At 64.8% G+C, this 16998-nt stretch carries 16 protein-coding genes; 5 read left to right on the top strand and 11 right to left on the bottom strand.

The features are described 5' to 3' along the window. The first annotated feature begins 381 nt into the window (after nucleotides 1–381). Complete coding sequence (locus NKJ08_RS10755; protein ID WP_352781731.1) at nucleotides 382–1872, top strand: MFS transporter; 1491 nt, start codon at nucleotides 382–384, stop codon at nucleotides 1870–1872. Nucleotides 1873–2023: 151 nt separating this feature from the next. Here NKJ08_RS10755 and coaBC read toward each other — a convergent pair whose 3' ends face one another. The 3 genes from coaBC to ubiE form a co-directional block, all read right to left on the bottom strand. Next, nucleotides 2024–3481: a bifunctional phosphopantothenoylcysteine decarboxylase/phosphopantothenate--cysteine ligase CoaBC gene (coaBC, locus tag NKJ08_RS10750; RefSeq protein ID WP_352781730.1), complete on the bottom strand. Its 1458-nt coding sequence runs from the start codon at nucleotides 3479–3481 to the stop codon at nucleotides 2024–2026. Between the two features lie 65 nt (nucleotides 3482–3546). Beyond that, nucleotides 3547–5121: a 2-polyprenylphenol 6-hydroxylase gene (gene ubiB / locus NKJ08_RS10745; protein WP_352524685.1), complete on the bottom strand. Its 1575-nt coding sequence runs from the start codon at nucleotides 5119–5121 to the stop codon at nucleotides 3547–3549. Nucleotides 5122–5134: 13 nt separating this feature from the next. After that, nucleotides 5135–5911 carry a bifunctional demethylmenaquinone methyltransferase/2-methoxy-6-polyprenyl-1,4-benzoquinol methylase UbiE gene (gene ubiE / locus NKJ08_RS10740; protein WP_352781729.1) on the bottom strand — a complete coding sequence of 259 codons (777 nt, stop codon included), beginning with the start codon at nucleotides 5909–5911 and terminating at the stop codon, nucleotides 5135–5137. Nucleotides 5912–6014: 103 nt separating this feature from the next. Between ubiE and NKJ08_RS10735 the strand changes: the two genes are divergently transcribed. The 3 genes from NKJ08_RS10735 to NKJ08_RS10725 all read left to right on the top strand — a co-directional run bounded on the left by NKJ08_RS10735 (nucleotide 6015) and on the right by NKJ08_RS10725 (nucleotide 8502). Further along, nucleotides 6015–6989, top strand: coding sequence for an adenosine deaminase (locus tag NKJ08_RS10735; RefSeq protein WP_352524687.1), 975 nt, complete (start codon nucleotides 6015–6017; stop codon nucleotides 6987–6989). A 119-nt stretch (nucleotides 6990–7108) separates the two neighbouring features. Beyond that, entirely contained in the window at nucleotides 7109–7738 is a 630-nt protein-coding gene (upp, locus tag NKJ08_RS10730) for a uracil phosphoribosyltransferase (protein ID WP_352524688.1), read from the top strand. 203 nt (nucleotides 7739–7941) lie between these two features. Then, nucleotides 7942–8502: a TIGR02281 family clan AA aspartic protease gene (locus NKJ08_RS10725; RefSeq protein WP_352781728.1), complete on the top strand. Its 561-nt coding sequence runs from the start codon at nucleotides 7942–7944 to the stop codon at nucleotides 8500–8502. Nucleotides 8503–8611: 109 nt separating this feature from the next. On the opposite strand, the gene deoA is transcribed toward NKJ08_RS10725, so the two are convergent. From deoA to NKJ08_RS10695, 6 genes are read right to left on the bottom strand one after another with little or no spacing between them, the layout of a single operon-like run. Continuing rightward, a complete protein-coding gene (gene deoA / locus NKJ08_RS10720) occupies nucleotides 8612–9931 on the bottom strand; it encodes a thymidine phosphorylase (protein ID WP_352781727.1) in 1320 nt (439 codons plus the stop codon). Further along, entirely contained in the window at nucleotides 9931–10749 is an 819-nt protein-coding gene (locus tag NKJ08_RS10715; RefSeq protein ID WP_352781726.1) for a purine-nucleoside phosphorylase, read from the bottom strand. Before NKJ08_RS10715 ends, deoA begins: the two co-directional genes overlap by 1 nt. Then, nucleotides 10746–11138, bottom strand: coding sequence for a cytidine deaminase (gene cdd, locus NKJ08_RS10710; RefSeq protein WP_352524692.1), 393 nt, complete (start codon nucleotides 11136–11138; stop codon nucleotides 10746–10748). The genes NKJ08_RS10715 and cdd overlap by 4 nt, the downstream gene beginning before the upstream one ends. 6 nt (nucleotides 11139–11144) lie before the next feature. Further along, nucleotides 11145–12116: an ABC transporter permease gene (locus tag NKJ08_RS10705; protein WP_352509889.1), complete on the bottom strand. Its 972-nt coding sequence runs from the start codon at nucleotides 12114–12116 to the stop codon at nucleotides 11145–11147. A 1-nt stretch (nucleotide 12117) separates the two neighbouring features. Then, the gene (locus NKJ08_RS10700) at nucleotides 12118–13257 is read right to left on the bottom strand and encodes an ABC transporter permease (RefSeq protein WP_352781725.1); all 1140 of its coding nucleotides are present in this window, start codon (nucleotides 13255–13257) and stop codon (nucleotides 12118–12120) included. Next, on the bottom strand, nucleotides 13254–14786 hold the full coding sequence (locus tag NKJ08_RS10695; protein WP_352781724.1) for an ABC transporter ATP-binding protein: 1533 nt from the start codon (nucleotides 14784–14786) through the stop codon (nucleotides 13254–13256). The genes NKJ08_RS10700 and NKJ08_RS10695 overlap by 4 nt, the downstream gene beginning before the upstream one ends. 166 nt (nucleotides 14787–14952) lie before the next feature. On the opposite strand from NKJ08_RS10695, the gene NKJ08_RS10690 reads away from it, so the two are divergent. Beyond that, entirely contained in the window at nucleotides 14953–15162 is a 210-nt protein-coding gene (locus NKJ08_RS10690) for a SlyX family protein (RefSeq protein WP_352781723.1), read from the top strand. 14 nt (nucleotides 15163–15176) lie between these two features. Here NKJ08_RS10690 and NKJ08_RS10685 read toward each other — a convergent pair whose 3' ends face one another. Next, nucleotides 15177–15638, bottom strand: coding sequence for a GNAT family N-acetyltransferase (locus NKJ08_RS10685; protein WP_352781722.1), 462 nt, complete (start codon nucleotides 15636–15638; stop codon nucleotides 15177–15179). Between the two features lie 93 nt (nucleotides 15639–15731). Next, nucleotides 15732–16721, bottom strand: coding sequence for a BMP family lipoprotein (locus NKJ08_RS10680; protein WP_352532749.1), 990 nt, complete (start codon nucleotides 16719–16721; stop codon nucleotides 15732–15734). Nucleotides 16722–16998: the final 277 nt, after the last annotated feature.

The following is a 16998-nucleotide window of genomic DNA, read 5'->3' as shown; positions in this document are numbered from 1 at the left end:
TATTCAGGTGAAGCGGCCTGCGAATAGCTGCCGAAGCCGAAAGCCCATGGATTCCGGCAAGCCCACTCCGCAGAGGATGTGCTGCCCTGATGTTCAAAGTTGCAGCGCTCAGGAAGTCACGGCATCCCAGGGTCTCCGCTACGTCGCTCCGCTCCTGCTCCGCCCTAGATCCATACCGTTACGGTGGCTGAGGAGTGCAGCAGCCCAGTTTTGCTTGCGTCTCACCCGCATGATTTTTGGATCCGCTACCAACGGCGAACAAAAACCGCTTGAACTCAACTACGGTTGAGGTTCTACAAGCCCTCCCGATACCGCGGCACGCGTCATTGGACGCGAAGAACGCTCCAACATTTTGGGCTATGGGAAATTCGGGAGGACGGGGTGACCAAGACCGGCACGAACAAGGTCGACTGGCGCGCGTTGTGGGCGAGCGGCGACCTGGCGCGCTTCTGCTTCATCAGCCTCGGCATCCTGCTGCACGCCACCAACGAGACGATGGTGGCAACGGTCATGCCGGCCATGGTCGGCGAGCTCGCCGGCGTGCAGCTGGTCGGCTGGTCGCTGGCGATCTACGAGCTCGGCGCCATCGTCGCCGGTGCTGCGGCGGGACGGCTGGTGAGCTATGTCGCGCTGCTCACCAACATGATGGTCGCGGCCCTGCGCTATGCCGCCGGTGCGCTGGTCTGCGCCACCGCGCCTTCGATGCCGCTGTTCCTCGCCGGCCGTCTGATCGAAGGGCTCGGCGGCGGTGCACTGGTGTCGCTGGCCTTCGTCTCGGTCGAGCGGCTGTTTGCCCGCGCCATCTGGCCGCAGCTCTTCGGCGTCATGTCGGCGATCTGGGGCGTCGCCGCCTTCAGCGGGCCGGTGCTCGGCGCGGCCATGACCGAATTCTCGTCCTGGCGCTGGGCCTTCGGCGTCTTCACCCTCGGCGGCGCGGCCATGGCGCTGGCAAGCTTCATCGTGCTCGACACGCCGGAGGCGACAAGGCCACAGGCGGCCAGCGGCTCGGCGCCGCCCTTCCCGTTTGCGGCCCTTGGCTGCCTCGCCGTCAGCGTCGTGCTGATTGCCACCGCCGGCGTCGACATCGCCCTGCTGCGCTCGTCGCTGCTGCTCACCCTCGGCCTGATCGGCCTGATGCTGTTCATCTATATCGACGCGCTGAAGCCACGCTCGCGGCTGTTCCCGTCGCGGCTGTTCTCGTGGCGCTCGCCGGTCGGCGCGGGCATGACCATGGTCGCGGCGTTCTCGGTGGCGACCTGCTCCTTTACCGTCTACGGACCGCTGCTCCTGACCAGCCTGCACGGCATTCCGATCCTGACCACCGGCTATATCATCGCCGCCGAATCGATCGCCTGGTCGATCCTGTCGATCCTCGTCGCCAATGCGCCGCCGGAACGCGAGCGGCTGATCATCGTCGGCGGTGCGCTGATGATCGCCACAGGCGTCGCCGGTTTCGCCTATACGGTTCCGGCTGGCTCGATCCCGTTAATCCTGCTTTGTGCCCTGTTGCAAGGCGGCGGCTTCGGCATTGCCTGGCCGTTCGTCACGCGCGTCATCGTGGCATCGGCGCGGGAGGGCGAGCAGACGATCGCCTCGGCCGCCGTGCCGACCATGCAGCGCATCGGCTATGCCGTGGGTGCGGCGCTGACCGGCATCGTCGCCAACGCCAGCGGCTTTTCCGAGGGCCTGAACCGCGAGGCCGCGGCAAATGTCGCCGCCTGGCTCTTCCTCGCCTTCATACCGCTCGGCATCCTGGGGTGCCTTGCCGCGCTCAGGATTTCCGGGGCGGCGAAGCTGCCGATCTCCCCCCTCGTGGGGGAGATGCCCGGCAGGGCAGAGGGGGGCGCGACGGATCGCCAAACGTGGACTTAAGCTACCCGATACGAGAGCGCGCAGATTCCCGGGATCCTGTTTGTTTCGAGCGCGGCGGCAGACGATCCTTCGAAACGTCGGCGGGACAGCGCCCCCCTCTGGCCTGCCCTCTTTGCCACCACTTGGCATCTCCCCACGAGGGGGGAGATCGCTAAACCACAACCGTCTTCAGCCGCTCGGTGATCAATGCCGCAAGGCGCGCAGCTACTTCGTCCTTGCTCATCTCGGGCCATTCTTCGACACCGGATTTCGAAACGATCCGCACCTTGTTGCGATCGCCACCCATCACGCCGGGGGAACCGCGTTCATGCGAGACGTCATTGGCGACGATGAGATCGGCACCCTTTCTCGCAAGCTTGGCCTCGGCATTCCTGACCAGATCCTGTGTCTCCGCAGCGAAACCGACCACCAGCATCGGCCGCTTTTTGTGATGCCCGACACCGGCAAGGATATCAGGATTTTCCAGCATCTGCAGCGCCGGCGGCCCCTCGCCGGCCACCTTCTTGATCTTTTCCCCGGCTGAACTTTGAGTGCGCCAGTCGGCGACAGCGGCGACGAACACCGCCGCGTCGGCCGGCAGCAACTGCTCGACCGCGTCCTTCATCTCGACGGCGGTTTCGACGTGCAGCGTAGCGACGCCGGCCGGATCGGCAATGCCGACCGGGCCGGAGACGAGGCGAACGTCGGCGCCAAGCTTCGCCAGCGCCGCCGCGATCGCATGGCCCTGCTTGCCCGACGAGCGATTGGCGATATAGCGGACCGGATCGATCGGTTCATGCGTCGGCCCGGAGGTGACGATGATCTTCCTGCCCGCCAGCGGCTTTGGCCGGCTGTCGAGCAGCGCCTCGATCGCGGCGACGATCTCCAGCGGCTCGGCCATGCGGCCCTCGCCCGCTTCGTTGCTTTCGGCCATCTCGCCCTTCGCCGGGCCGACGAATCCGACGCCGTCCTTGCTCAGCGTCGCACGGTTGCGGCGGACCGCCGGATGCGACCACATTTTCGGGTTCATCGCCGGCGCCATCAGCACCGGTTTGTCGGTGGCTATGAGGACGGTCGAGGCAAGGTCGTTGGCATGGCCATTGGCGAGCTTTGCCATCAGGTCGGCGGTGGCGGGTGCCACGACCACAAGAGCGGCCTCGCGCGACAATCTGATGTGGCCGATATCGTGCTCGTCCTGCCGGTCGAAGAGTCCGGTGAAGACATGGTCGGCGGACAGCGCTCCGGCCGACAGCGCGGTGACGAATTCCTGCGCCGCGGCGGTCATCACCACGCGCACCGCAGCGCCGCGTTCGCGCAGCCGGCGGATCAGGTCGAGCGCCTTGTAGGCGGCGATGCCGCCGCCGATGATTAGCAGGATGCGCTTGCCAGAGAGGATGCCTCGCACGCTGGAGACGGCAACCATCGGCGTTGCCGGACTTTGCGAACTCGTCAGCTCGCGCAGTGTTTTCTCGATCTGGTCGATGCGGCCGACCGGACCGAGCTGACCTTCGACCGCTGCGCGGATCATCACCCGCGCCTGGTCTTCCATCGACCGGCCATTCTCCGCCGCAAGTCGGCGCAGCAGGTCCTTGACCTCGTCATCAAGGTTGCGGATCGTGATGCTGGCCATCTGATTGCACTTTGCCCGAAATCGGTGAAAGCAACGATAGCAATGCAATCACTTTGGAACAAGCGCTAGAATATACGCCAGGCAATATACACCATCGTCAGAGCGATCACCCACAGCGCCAACCGGCCGGAGCGGGTGTGGCGCGCCTCGGCCTTGCCGATCGCGTCCGCCGTCCCCTCGTCGAAGCGCAGGCCGTTTTCGGCCATCAGGTCGATCTCACGCGACAGCCGCTCGGTACGGGCTGCGAGGTCCGGCGCCTGACGGGCCAGCGCCAGCAGCGCGCTGGCGCCGTCGCGCGCGTCGGCCAGCAGGGCGCGCGGGCCGAGATTGCGGGCAATCCAGCCGCTGACCACCGGTTCCGACGTCTTCCACATGTTGAAGGCCGGGTCGAGCGTGCGGGCGACGCCCTCGACAACGACCATGGTTTTCTGCAGCAGCACTAGCTCGGATCGCGTCGCCATGTCGAACAGGTCGGTCACCTCGAACAGAAGCGTCAACAGCTTGGCCATCGAGATGGTCTCGGCCGGCTGGCCGTGGATCGGCTCGCCGATCGCCCGGATCGCCTGGGCGAACGCCGCGACATTGTGCTGGCGCGGCACGTAGCCGGCCTCGAAATGCACCTCGGCCACGCGCAGATAGTCGCGGGTGATGAAGCCGTAGAGGATTTCAGCGAGGAACCGGCGCTCCTTCCTGCCGAGCCGGCCGGCAATGCCGAGATCGACGGCAACGATGGTGCCGTCGGCCTCGACGAACAGGTTCCCCGGATGCATGTCGGCATGGAAGAACCCGTCACGCAGCGTATGGCGCAGGAACGACTGGACCAGATTGGCGGCGATCGCCTTCAGATCATGGCCGGCGGCAGCGAGGCCGGCGATATCGTTCATCTTGATGCCGTCGACCCATTCCATGGTCAGCACGTCGCGACCGGTGCGCTCCCAGTCGACCGACGGCACGCGAAAGCCGGGATCGTCCTTGGTGTTTTCGCCGAGCTCCGAAAAAGCTGCCGCCTCCAGCCTCAGGTCCATTTCGATCTTGGTGGTCTGGGCGAGTGTCTCGGTCACCTCGACCGGCCGCAGCCGGCGCGACGACGGGATGTATTTTTCCTGCAGCCGGGCGGCGAGGAAATAGCTCTCGAGATCGCGAAAGAAGCGGCGGCGCACGCCCGGCCGGATGACCTTCACCGCCACCCGGGTAACGACGCCGTCCTGCAGGGTTTCGGCGGTATGGACCTGGGCGATCGAGGCGGCGGCGACCGCCTCGCCGAAACCGACATAGAGCTCGCCGACCTTGCGTCCGAGCGAGGCTTCTACCGCGGCAACGGCCTCGGCCTTCGGAAACGTCTGCATCTTGTCCTGCAGCATGGCGAGATCAAGCGCTATATCGTTGCCGACGACGTCCGGCCGCGTCGCCAGGAACTGGCCGAGCTTGACGTAGGATGGGCCGAGCCGCACGACCGCCTTGGCCAGCCGGTCGCCGCGCTCATAGGCAAGCGCGCGGCGGCGGGTGAACAGCCGGGCCATCCGCCAGCCGAATCTCGGCAGACCGGAGAGCTCGTCGCCGGGTAACGCCGCGATGACGCCCTCGCGGACCAGCACCCAGCCGGCCCGAACGAGCCTTAAACCAGCGCCGATGCTGCTCATGGCTGGGGTTGCCTCAAAGCTTCCAGCCCGAATGGAGCGCGGCGATGCCGCCGGAGTAGTTGCGGAACGAGGCGCGGTCGAAGCCGGCGCGGGAAATCATCGCTGCGAAATTCTGCTGATTGGGAAATTTGCGGATCGATTCGACGAGATAGGAATAGGGCTCGCCGTCGCCGGTCACCACCTTGCCGATCCTGGGGATCGCGTTGAACGACCATGCCTCATAGACCTTGTCGAGCAGCGGCATGTCGACCTCGGAGAATTCAAGGCAGAGAAAGCGTCCGCCGGGCTTCAGCACGCGATAGGCTTCGGCAAGCGCCACATCGATGCGCGGCACGTTGCGGATGCCGAAAGCAATGGTGTAGGCATCGAAAGTAGCGTCGGCAAAAGGCAGTTCCTCGGCATTGGCTTCGACGAAATCAGTATTTGCCGACAGGCCCTTTTTCTCGGCCCGGTCGCGGCCGACGGCGAGCATCGAGCCGTTGATATCGAGAACCGTTGCATGGGCGTGCCTGCCGCTCGCCTCAACGATGCGGAAGGCGACGTCGCCGGTGCCGCCGGCAACGTCGAGAACGCTCCAGCCCGGCCGCTTCGGTGGATTGAGCCAGGCGACCATGGCGTCCTTCCACAACCGATGCAACCCGGCCGACGTCAGGTCGTTCATCAGGTCGTAGCGGTTCGCCACCTTGTGGAAAACATCATTGACCAGGGACTGCTTGTCGCCTGACCCTACCCGCCTGAAACCATAGGAGGTTTCCATGCCGCCCGCAGCCGTGGTTCTTTCAACCGACATCGTTTTGATCCGCCATAAAATCGGCGGGACCATAGCCGATCGATGGTGTGGGCGCTATTGTTTAAGGCGCGGTGTTCGGCCGCGCTTCTGACGGGATAATTGAATGCCTTTGAAAGCAGAACTGCACTGCCACATCGAAGGGGCAGCAGCGCCTGAACTCGTCCTCCGCCAGGCTGAGAAATACGGCAAGGATGCCTCGCCCTACATCCAGAACGGCTCCTTCGTCTGGCACGATTTCACCTCTTTCCTCGCGGCCTACGACTTCTCCTCCGACCTGTTCCGCACCGAAGAAGACTATGCGCGGCTGGCCGATCACTACCTGACCAGCCTCGCCCGGGACGGCGCCATCTATTCCGAGGTTTTCACCTCGCCCGACCATGCCAGCAAGGCCGGGCTGTCGCCGAAGGCCTATACCGACGCGCTCGGCGAAGGCATGGCCCGCGCGAAGGCGAAGACCGGCATCGAAGGCCGCATGATCGTCACTGGCGTGCGCAATTTCGGTGTCGAATCGATCGAGCGGGCGGCGCGTTTCGCCGCCCGCAGCGGGCATCCGCTGGTCACCGGCTTCGGCGTCGCCGGCGACGAGCGGATAGGCGATCTGGAAGACTATGTCCGGGCCTTCGAAATCGCCCGCGAGGCCGGCCTCGGCATAACTGTCCATGCCGGCGAATTGATGGGCTGGGAGAGCGTCGAGGCGGCACTCGACCACATCCGCCCGTCTCGCATCGGCCATGGCGTGCGCGCCATCGAAAACCCCGATCTCGTCCGGCGCATCGCCGACGAAGGCGTCGTGCTCGAATGCTGCCCCGGCTCCAACATCGCCCTAAAAATCTTTGACAGTTTCGCCGACCATCCCTTTCCCGCACTGAAAGCGGCGAGCTGCAAAGTAACGCTCAACTCCGACGACCCGCCCTATTTCTGGACGTCGCTGAAGCGTGAATACGACATCGCCGCCGAGCATTTTGCGATGGACGACAAGGCGCTCACCGCCGTCACCAGGACGGCCATCGATGCAGCCTTCGTCGACAGGAAGACGAGGGCGGCGCTGCTGGGCAGGCTCGACGTCAAGGGCAGGTGAATGGTGAATGGTTCACCCGGCGCTTCGGCCCGTCAACCGCGAGTTTTCCGCTCAACCAGGACTCGCAAACCTATTCACTATTCACTATTCACTATTCACCTGCGCAGTTGGAGAGCACCATGAAGGGCGTCACCGTCGTCGACCATCCGCTTGTCCAGCACAAGCTGACCATCATGCGCAAGAAGGAAACCTCGACGGCCGGTTTCCGGCGGCTGCTGCGCGAGATCTCGCTGCTGCTCGGCTACGAGGTCACCCGCAACCTCGAACTGACCACAACGACGATCGAGACGCCGATCGAGACGATGGAGGCGCCGACGCTGGAGGGCAAGAAGCTGGTCTTCGCCTCGGTGCTGCGCGCCGGCAACGGCTTGCTCGAGGGGCTGCTCGATCTGGTGCCGGCGGCGCGTGTCGCCCATATCGGGCTCTACCGCGACCACGAGACGCTGGAGGCGGTCGAATATTTCTTCAAGGCGCCGGGCGACCTCGCCGACCGGCTGGTGATCGTCGTCGATCCGATGCTGGCCACCGCCAATTCGGCGATCGCGGCGATCGACAAGCTGAAAGGCCGCGGCGCCACCAACATCCGCTTCCTTTGCCTTTTGGCGGCACCAGAGGGCCTCGAGCGGTTCATCCAGGCGCATCCGGACGTCCCCGTCTTCACCGCCTCCATCGACCGCCAGCTCAACGAGAAGGGCTATATCATGCCGGGCCTCGGCGATGCCGGCGACCGCATGTACGGAACCAAATAGTTTAGAGCGCCGCGCGTCCGATTGGACGCGCAAAGGACGCTCCAACGCTTCTAATCTGCGCCTTATCCTTTCCAGAACCGACTGCGTTCCGGAGAGGATCATGCGCCGTTTACCGATTGTTTACGCAAACGGCTGGTTTCCGCATTCGTTAAAGCGGCAATCACTATGTCGGACTAAGGATCGGCAATCACAAAGGCCGGTCCATGCTGCGCAAGCTTCTCATCCTTGGCGTGTTTGCCGGAACGTCGGCATCGCTTCCGATCGTCTATCAGTCGAATCCACAGGTGATCGAGCGCCTGTTGAAATCCGCCATCGGGGCCAGGCCGGCGGACACACAAACCGACCTGAACCTTGCCGCCGTTCCGGACAGGCCGGCAACGCCGCAGCCGCTCGGCCGCAAGGTCGTCGTCACCGCGGACGCGCGCGGGCATTTCATGTCGGCCTTCAAATTGAACGGCCGTCAGGTCGACGGCATGATCGACACCGGCGCGACGCTCGTCGCCTTGAACAGCTCGACCGCGCGCAGGATCGGCATTTCGCTCAATTCGGCGGACTTCAGCCATCAGGTCAACACCGCCAATGGCGCGATCAAAGCCGCCGTGGTGACGATCGACCGCCTGCAGATCGGCAGGATCACCGTCGAGGGCGTCCAGGCCGTCGTGCTCGACGACAAGGCGCTGCACACCAATCTGATCGGCATGAGCTTTCTTCAGCGGCTCGAAAAATACCAGGTCGAAGACGGCACGCTTCTGCTGGTTCAGTAGACGGTGATCTCGAACCGCAGCTCCGCGTCAGCGAAAAGTGGGGACCGGTTTTCGGACAAGATCGTGGTCCAAAGAAAGATAGAGCCCATCCGATACCATCGGAATGGCTCTACCCGCGCGGCAGGATCCGCCGGATGACGGTTTTCTCCGTTGCCGGTTTGGAAGCCCCGATCGTATAGGCCGAAAGCACGGCGGCCGCGGCCGCTTCGGCATCCCCGGTATTGCGGGCATGGACCAGCGCCAGCGCTTCGCCGGCCCGCACTTCAGCGCCGACCGGCAACAGCCTGGTGATGCCGACGGCGTAATCGATCCTGTCGTCGGGCCGCGTCCGCCCGCCGCCAAGCCCGACCACGGCAAGCCCGATCTCGCGGGTCGCGATGCCGGTGACAAAGCCGTTCGCGCTCGCCTTGACCGCGAATTCCGTTGCCGCTTTCGGCAAATATTTTTCCGGATTGTCGACAAAGTCGACGGGACCACCCAGTGCCGCCACCATGCGCGCGAAGATGGAAGCGGCGCGGCCGCCGGCCAGCGTCTCGGCGGCGCGGCGCAGGCCGTCCTGGTTGGACGACACCAAGCCTGCCGATTGCAGCATCTCGGCGGCCCGCGCCAGCGTCACGTCCTCCAGCCGCCGGTCGCGGAAGCGGCCGGTGAGAAAGTCGACGGCATTGCGAACCTCGACCGCGTTGCCGGCGGCGGACGCCAGCGGTTCGTTCATGCCGGTGACCAGCGCCGAGGCCTTCAGGCCGGCGCCGTTGGCGACGTCGACCAGGCTGTTGGCCAGCGCGGTTGCGTCGCGCGATTTCTCCATGAAGGCGCCGTTGCCGACCTTGACGTCGAGCACCAGCGAATTGAGGCCGGCCGCCAGCTTCTTCGACAGGATCGAGGCGGTGATCAGCGGTACCGATTCCACCGTTCCCGTCACATCGCGGATGGCGTAGAGCCTGGCATCGGCGGGTGCGAGATCGGCGGTCTGGCCGATGATGGCGCAGCCGGTTTCGAGCACCGTTTTGCGGAAGCGCGCAACATCCGGCTGGCTGATGTAGCCGGGGATGGCATCCATCTTGTCGAGCGTGCCGCCGGTGTGGCCAAGGCCCCTGCCGGAAATCATCGGCACATAGGCGCCGCAGGCAGCGACGATCGGCGCCAGCATCAAGGAGACATTGTCGCCGACCCCGCCCGTCGAATGCTTGTCGGTGACCGGGCCGGGCAGATCCGACCAGTCGAGCACATCGCCGGAATCGCGCATCGCCATTGTCAAGGCCACCGCCTCGTCGCGGCTCATGCCGTTGAAGAACACCGCCATGGCGAAGGCGCCGACCTGCGCGTCGGTGACGGTGCCGGCGGTCAGGCCCTCGATGAAGACCGCCATCTCCTCAGCCGACAGTTTTTGACCGTCGCGCTTGCGGCGGATGATTTCCTGGGGAAGCATCAGGCGTCGACCTTGTGCTCCGGAAACCCGTCCTGAAAAACACGCTGCAGAATGGTCGCCAGCCGCGCGCCGCCGACTGGCGCCATGTCCTTGGTCTCCTGGTGCGACAGCTCGGCTCCGGTCATGCCGGCGGCAAGGTTGGTGACGACCGAACAGGCGGCGACGCGCAGGCCGAGGAAGCGGGCGAGAATGACCTCCGGCACCGTCGACATGCCGACCGCGTTGGCGCCCATGATGCGCGCCATGCGGATCTCGGCAGGCGTCTCGAAGCATGGGCCGGAGAACCACATGTAGACGCCCTTGTGCAGCGCGGTACCGGTGGCCTTCGCCGCCCGCTCGATCGCCGCGCGCAGGCTGGCGTCGTAGGCTTCGGTCAGGCCGACGAAACGGCGGTCGCTCGGTTCGCCGATCAGCGGGTTGGAGCCCGAGAAATTGATGTGGTCGGTGATCAGCATCACCGAGCCCGGGCCCATCCCGGGATCGACCGACCCGGCGGCGTTGGTGAGGATCAGCTTGGAGATGCCGAGACCGGCGAGCACCTCAAGTACCGGCCGCATCGCCGCTGCGTTGCCGTGCTCGTAATAATGCGCGCGGCCGGACAGCATCAGCACCGGGGCGCCGGCAAAGAGCCCCGCCACCGCCTCGCCGGCGTGGCCGCTGACGCCGCTTCTGGGGAAGCCCGGCAAGTCGGCGTAGGAGATGCGCACCGCATCCTCGACCTTGTCGACAAGCCCGCCAAGCCCCGATCCCAGCACCAAAGCGGTGGTCGGCGCCAGCCCATCCAGCTTCTCGACGAGATGATCGAGCGCTTCCTTCATTTCAGCACATCGCCTTTGAATCCGTATGGCAGCAACTCGCCCATGGTCACGGTCTCGACCACGCCGCCATCGTCGCAGAGATAGAACTTCGTTTCCGGCCGGCAGAACTCGGCCAGCCGCTGCCGGCAGCCGCCGCAGGGCGAGCATTTTGCCACGCGTTCGGCGATCACGGCGACTTCCGTGATCTTGCCGCCGCCGCCCATGATGAAATGGCCGAGCGCGGTGGTTTCGGCGCACCAGCCCTCCGGGTAAGACGCGATCTCGACATTGGCGCCGGCAAAGACACGGCCGTCCTCGGTGCGCAGCGCCGCCCCGACCGGAAATTTCGAATAGGGCGCATAGGCCTTGGCCATGGCGGCTTTCGCCGCTTCGAACAGATCATGAGCCATGATAGATCAGCGTTCCTTGACATACGGCACGCCGCCGGCGCGCGGCGGGATTGCCTTGCCGATGAAGCCGGCAAGCAGGATGACGGTCAGCACATAGGGCAGCGCCTGCATGAACTGCACCGGCACCTTGCCGATCAGCGGCAGCGGCGTGCCTTGCAGGCGGATCGACGCCGCGTCGAGGAAGCCGAACAGCAGGCAGGCGAACATGGCGTTGACCGGCTTCCATTTGGCGAAGATCAGCGCGGCCAGCGCGATGTAGCCCTTGCCGGCGGTCATGTCCTTCACGAAGCCGCCATTCTGCACCATCGACAGATAGGCACCGGCAATGCCGGTGAGCACGCCGGTGCAGATCAGTGCCCGGTAGCGCAGCCACGCGACCGAGATGCCGGCGGTATCGACCGCGGCCGGGTTCTCGCCGACGGCGCGCAGGCGGAGCCCGAAGCGGGTGCGGAACAGCACCCACCAGGTGAACGGCACGGCGAGGAAGGCGAGATAGACCAGCACGGAATGGCCGGAGATGAGCTCCGAATAAATCGGCCCGAGGATCGGCACGCCCCTGAGCGCATCCGCGCCCGGCCAGATGATCGCCTCGAAGCGTTCGCCGGCGGCCAGTGCCGGCGTGCGCCCGCCTTGCTGGAACCAGGCCTGGCCGAGCATGATCGTCGATCCGGCGGCAATGAAATTGATCGCCACGCCGGAGACGATCTGGTTGCCGCGGTGGGTGATCGAGGCAAAACCATGGATCAGCGCGAAGGCGACCGAAATGAGGATGGCCATGCCGAGGCCTAGATAAGCGGAGTGAAAGACCGAGGCGGCGGCGGCGCCGGCAAAGGCGCCGACCAGCATCTTGCCTTCAAGCCCGATGTCGAAGACGCCGGCCCGCTCCGAATAGAGGCCGGCGAGGCAGGCGAGCAGCAAGGGGACCGACAGACGGATGGTCGAGTCCAGAACCTGTACGATGGCGTTGAAGAAATCCATCTCAGGCACCCTTCCCCTTAATCGCTTCCATGCCGACCGATCTCGGGCTGAGCGAGGCGAACAGCGCCTGGACATAAGGCCGGAACATATGCTCGAGCGCGCCGGCGAACAGGATGACGAGGCCCTGGATGATGACGATCATGTCGCGGCTGATCGCCGGCATCTCGAAGGCGAGCTCGGCGCCGCCCTGGTAGAGCATGCCGAACAATATTGCCGCGAGCACGATGCCGACCGGGTGCAGGCGTCCCATCAGGGCCACCGCGATGCCGACGAAACCGGCGCCCGAAACGAATTCCAGCGCGACGTTGTGCTGGTCGCCCATTGTCGGGTTGAGCGCCATCATGCCGGCCAGTGCGCCCGAGATCATCATCGCAATGATGATGATGCGTATCTCCGAAATGCCGGCATAGCGCGCCGCTTTTGGGCTGTGGCCATAGGTGCGCATCTCGTAGCCTAGCTTCGTGCGCCAGATCAGCACCCACACCAGAAAGGCCATGGCCAGCGCCAGCAGGGAGCTGACGTTGAACGGCGCCGAACGAATTTTCGCGCCGAACAATTCGATGATCCAGTTGAGCTTCGGCAATTGTGCGCCTTCGAGGAAGGTGCGCGTCTGCGGCGCCATCGAGCCGGGCGGCTTCAGCATGCCCACCAGCGCATAGACCATCACGCTGGCGGCGATGAAATTGAACATGATGGTGGTGATGACGATGTGCGAGCCGCGCTTGGCCTGCAGATAGGCCGGGATCAGCGCCCACAGCGCGCCCATCGTCGCGGCCGCGACAATGGCAATCGGGAAGGTCAGCCACCACGGCAGCACGCTGTCGAAGGCCAGGCAAACGATGCCGATGCCGAGACCGGCGATATAGCCCTGGCCCTCGCCACCGATGTTGAACAGGCCGCAATGCGCCGCAACCGCCACCGAAAGCCCGCTGAAGATGAAGGTGGTGGCATAGAAAAGCGTGAACGCGATGCCTTGGCCACGGCCGAAGGCACCCTCGACCAGGATGACGGCTGCACGCAGCGGGTTCTCGCCGACCAATATGACGACGAAGCCGGCGACGACGAAGGCGACGAACAGATTGATCAGCGGGATCAGCACATAGTCGGCCCAGGCCGGCAGCTTGGCGTAGGGAGTGCTCACTCGGCGGCCTCCCGGTGCTCGACGCCGGCCATCAGCAGGCCAAGCTCGCCCTCGGTCGCCTCGGGGCCGCGCTCGCCGACGATGCGGCCGGCGAACATCACCAGGATGCGGTCGGAAAGCGAGCGGATCTCGTCGAGCTCGACCGAAACCACCAGCACCGCCTTGCCCTGGTCGCGCATGGCGATGAGGCGCTTGTGGATGAATTCGATGGCGCCGACATCGACGCCGCGCGTCGGCTGGCCGACGATCAGCACGCCCGGGTCTTGTTCCATTTCGCGCGCGAGCACGATCTTCTGCTGATTGCCGCCGGAGAAATTGGCGGTCTTGAGACGGCAGTCGGCCGGGCGGATGTCGTACTTGACGATCTTGTCCCTGGCATCGTTACGGATCGCGTCGATGTTGAGGAATGGCCCCTTGAGATAGCGCTCGTCGTCCTGGTAGCCGAGGATCGAATTCTCGTTCTCCTCGAAGGCCAGCACCAGCCCGACATGATGGCGGTCCTCCGGCACATGGGCGAGGCCGCGCTCGCGCAGCTCGCCGGGATCGGCGGCCCCGGTAAGGTCGATCGGCTTGCCGTCCAACGTGACCGAGCCCGACACGGCGCGCCTGATGCCGGAAATCGCTTCGAGCAGTTCGGATTGCCCGTTGCCGGCGACGCCGGCAATGCCGACGATCTCGCCGGCATGGACGTCGAAGGAGACGTCGTCGACCATGGTGACGCCGCGGGAATCCTTGACCGTCAGGTTCTTGACCGCGAGCTTGACGCCGCCGGCCTTCGCTTCACCCTTTTCGACGCGCAGCAGCACGCGCCGCCCGACCATCAGCTCGGCCAACTCCTCGACCGTGGTCTTCCTGGTTTCGCGTGTCGCCACCATCGTGCCCTGGCGCATCACCGAGACCGTGTCGGTGATCGCCATGATCTCGCGCAGCTTGTGGGTGATCAGCACTATCGTTTTGCCCTGCTCCTTCAGCTGCCTGAGGATGCGGAACAGATGGTCGGCCTCGGCCGGCGTGAGCACGCCCGTCGGCTCGTCGAGGATCAGGATCTCGGCGCCGCGATAGAGCGCCTTGAGGATTTCGACGCGCTGCTGAAGGCCGACCGGCAGTTCCTCGATGATCGCGTCCGGATCGACCTCGAGCCCGTATTCGCGTTCGAGCCGCTCCAGCTCGGAACGCGCCTTGGCGATACTCTTCTTCAGCAGCGCATCGCTTTCGGCGCCGAGAATGACGTTTTCCAGCACCGAGAAATTATCGACCAGCATAAAGTGCTGATGCACCATGCCGATACCGAGCGCGATCGCATCGTTCGGCGTCTTGATCGACGCCGGCTGGCCGCCGACACGGATTTCGCCGGCGTCGGCCTGGTAGAAACCATAGAGGATCGACATCAGCGTCGACTTGCCGGCGCCGTTTTCGCCGACGATGCCGTGGATGGTGCCGCGCATAATTTCCAGATTGATGTCGCGGTTGGCGCGCACGGCGCCAAAGCTCTTGTCGATGCCGATCAGCTCGATTGCGGCTTGCGCCATGCAGCCTGTTCCCACTGTTATTTTTTTACCGCTTGGTCAAACGCCTAGCATGACGCCCCGTCTGTGCCAATTGGCCGGAGCAGGGTTCACTCTCGACAAATCCCGCCATGCTTGTCAATTTCCAACGTGGCCGCAGCCTGCACAATCGCCTGATCGAGGATTTCAAATGACCATGCCCACCGACCGGCTGACGACGCTGGAAATCCGCGCCGCCGAGCAGGAGAAGACCATCGAGGAACTGTCCGGCCAGATCGCCGAACAGTGGAAGGTGATCGAGCGCATGCAGCGCAAGCTCGACGCGTTGGCCGAGCGCTTCCTGGCGCTGGAGGAACAGGCGGCGCCCGACGTGCCGGTAACCAAGCCGCCGCACTGGTGAGGGGCGAGCAACGCCTATAGGCGCAGTTTGCGCGACATCAGCAACATGGGCGCGCCGTGCTGTTCAAACTCCTCGACGGCCACCCAGCCCAGCGTGGCGTAAAAGTCGCGCGCCTGCCAGGTATAGACATAGAGTTCGCTGACATCGGCCGATGCGGCATGCGCTTCGATCGCCCTGGCCAGTGCCGTCCCGATCCCTCGGCGCTGATGATCCGGAGCGACGGCCAGCCCGGCCAGCCACGGCGTCAGATCGTGCGCCGGCTCAAGTTCATTGCGGACCAGCAGACAGGTTCCGGCCGGCACCCCGCCGACCCGGACGATCAGCGCAGTCTCGAACCCGTCGCCGGCCAGCAGTTTGCGCAGGTCGGCAACGTCGTCTGCGAGACTCCTCCCGCTTCCCTCGAAGAATGCGGCATGGCGCAGTCTTGCGACTGCCTCGATATCTTGCTCGCGTATGGGTTCGGTTATCGGTTGCATCAGCAACTTGTCTCTGGAGCAAGAACCTGCCGGCCACAAACAAAACCGCCGGGCCTTCACCCGGCGGCTCGTCAGCTCAGCAGTGTCTGTCGATCAATACGGGCAGGCATTGTCCGACATGTAGTCGTGCACCTTGATGGTGCCGGCGATGATGTCGGCCTTGGCTTTTTCGACCGCCGCCTTCATCGCATCGTCGACAAGCGCCTTGTTGTTGTCGTCCATGGCGTAGTCGACGCCGCCTTCCTTGAGGCCGAGATCGTTGACGCCGGCGGTGAACTTGCCGTCCTTGGCATCCATGAAGGTGTTGTAGACGGCAACGTCGACGCGCTTGACCATGGAGGTCAGCACCTTGCCGGGCTGCAGGCCGTTCTGGTTGGAATCGACACCGATGCCGAGCTTGCCGGCGTCGGCCGCTGCCTGCAGCACGCCGACACCGGTGCCGCCTGCCGCCGCGTAGACCACGTCGGCGCCCTGGTCGATCTGCGTCTTGGCGATCTCGCCGCCCTTGGCCGGATCATTCCAGGCTGCCGGCGTATCGCCGGTCATGTTCTGGATGACGTCGGTGGCGCCGGCCGCCTTGGCGCCGCCGACATAGCCGCAGCCGAACCTGCGGATCAGCGGAATATCCATGCCGCCGATGAAGCCGACCTTCTTGGTCTTGGAAGCCATCGCCGCCATCACGCCGACGAGATAGGAGCCTTCCTGCTCCTTGTAGACCAGGGAGCGGACATTGGGCTTGTCGACGACCATGTCGATGATGGCGAATTTGGTGTCGGGGAACTCGACCGCGATCTTGTCCAGCGCATCCGCCCAGGAGAAGCCCGCCATGACGATCGGATTGCGGCCGTCCTCGGCGAAGCGGCGCAGCGCCTGCTCGCGCTGGGTGGCGTTGCTGACCTCGAATTCCACATAAGGGATGCCGGTCTCGGTCTTGAACTTTTCGGCGCCGTTGAAAGACGCCTCGTTGAACGACTTGTCGAACTTGCCGCCGAGATCATAGAGGATCGCGGGTTGAATGTCCGCGGCGAAGGCCGGAAGAACCATTGCAGCTGCGGCCATGAGGCCGAGAACGATACGTTTCATGTGATCCACACCCCTGTCGGTTATTTGTCCATTATGCACCGCATGCCGGCCCGGTTCTCCGGCAGGCACACGGCGTCAGGCAGGAGTGTCTTCCTCCCGCTTCGGGCCAATCTGGCACGGCCCGAAACAAAATTCACGTGGAATTTTGACCTTTTGGAAAGGCGTGGGGGGGGGGCGGGGCGGGCCCCCCCCGTTCGTTGGGGGGGGGGGGGGGGTTACGGGCGCGGCGGGGGCGCGGGGGGGGGCGGGGGGGGCCGGGGGGGGGGCGGCCCGCGCG

Origin of the sequence: Mesorhizobium sp. M0244, assembly GCF_040321795.1 — a bacterium.
GTDB lineage: Bacteria > Pseudomonadota > Alphaproteobacteria > Rhizobiales > Rhizobiaceae > Mesorhizobium.
This window is presented reverse-complemented; position numbering and strand designations above follow the sequence as displayed.

Coding starts and splice junctions, on each gene's coding strand:
- ubiB (WP_352524685.1), bottom strand. CDS start 5,121: ATGAGCAGCATCGGCGCTGGTTTAAGGCTCGTTCGGGCCGGCTGGGTG.
- NKJ08_RS10685 (WP_352781722.1), bottom strand. CDS start 15,638: ATGCAACCGATAACCGAACCCATACGCGAGCAAGATATCGAGGCAGTC.
- NKJ08_RS10705 (WP_352509889.1), bottom strand. CDS start 12,116: ATGGATTTCTTCAACGCCATCGTACAGGTTCTGGACTCGACCATCCGT.
- NKJ08_RS10680 (WP_352532749.1), bottom strand. CDS start 16,721: ATGAAACGTATCGTTCTCGGCCTCATGGCCGCAGCTGCAATGGTTCTT.
- NKJ08_RS10695 (WP_352781724.1), bottom strand. CDS start 14,786: ATGGCGCAAGCCGCAATCGAGCTGATCGGCATCGACAAGAGCTTTGGC.
- NKJ08_RS10690 (WP_352781723.1), top strand. CDS start 14,953: ATGACCATGCCCACCGACCGGCTGACGACGCTGGAAATCCGCGCCGCC.
- deoA (WP_352781727.1), bottom strand. CDS start 9,931: ATGCTTCCCCAGGAAATCATCCGCCGCAAGCGCGACGGTCAAAAACTG.
- upp (WP_352524688.1), top strand. CDS start 7,109: ATGAAGGGCGTCACCGTCGTCGACCATCCGCTTGTCCAGCACAAGCTG.
- cdd (WP_352524692.1), bottom strand. CDS start 11,138: ATGGCTCATGATCTGTTCGAAGCGGCGAAAGCCGCCATGGCCAAGGCC.
- NKJ08_RS10715 (WP_352781726.1), bottom strand. CDS start 10,749: ATGAAGGAAGCGCTCGATCATCTCGTCGAGAAGCTGGATGGGCTGGCG.
- NKJ08_RS10735 (WP_352524687.1), top strand. CDS start 6,015: ATGCCTTTGAAAGCAGAACTGCACTGCCACATCGAAGGGGCAGCAGCG.
- NKJ08_RS10725 (WP_352781728.1), top strand. CDS start 7,942: ATGCTGCGCAAGCTTCTCATCCTTGGCGTGTTTGCCGGAACGTCGGCA.
- coaBC (WP_352781730.1), bottom strand. CDS start 3,481: ATGGCCAGCATCACGATCCGCAACCTTGATGACGAGGTCAAGGACCTG.
- ubiE (WP_352781729.1), bottom strand. CDS start 5,911: ATGTCGGTTGAAAGAACCACGGCTGCGGGCGGCATGGAAACCTCCTAT.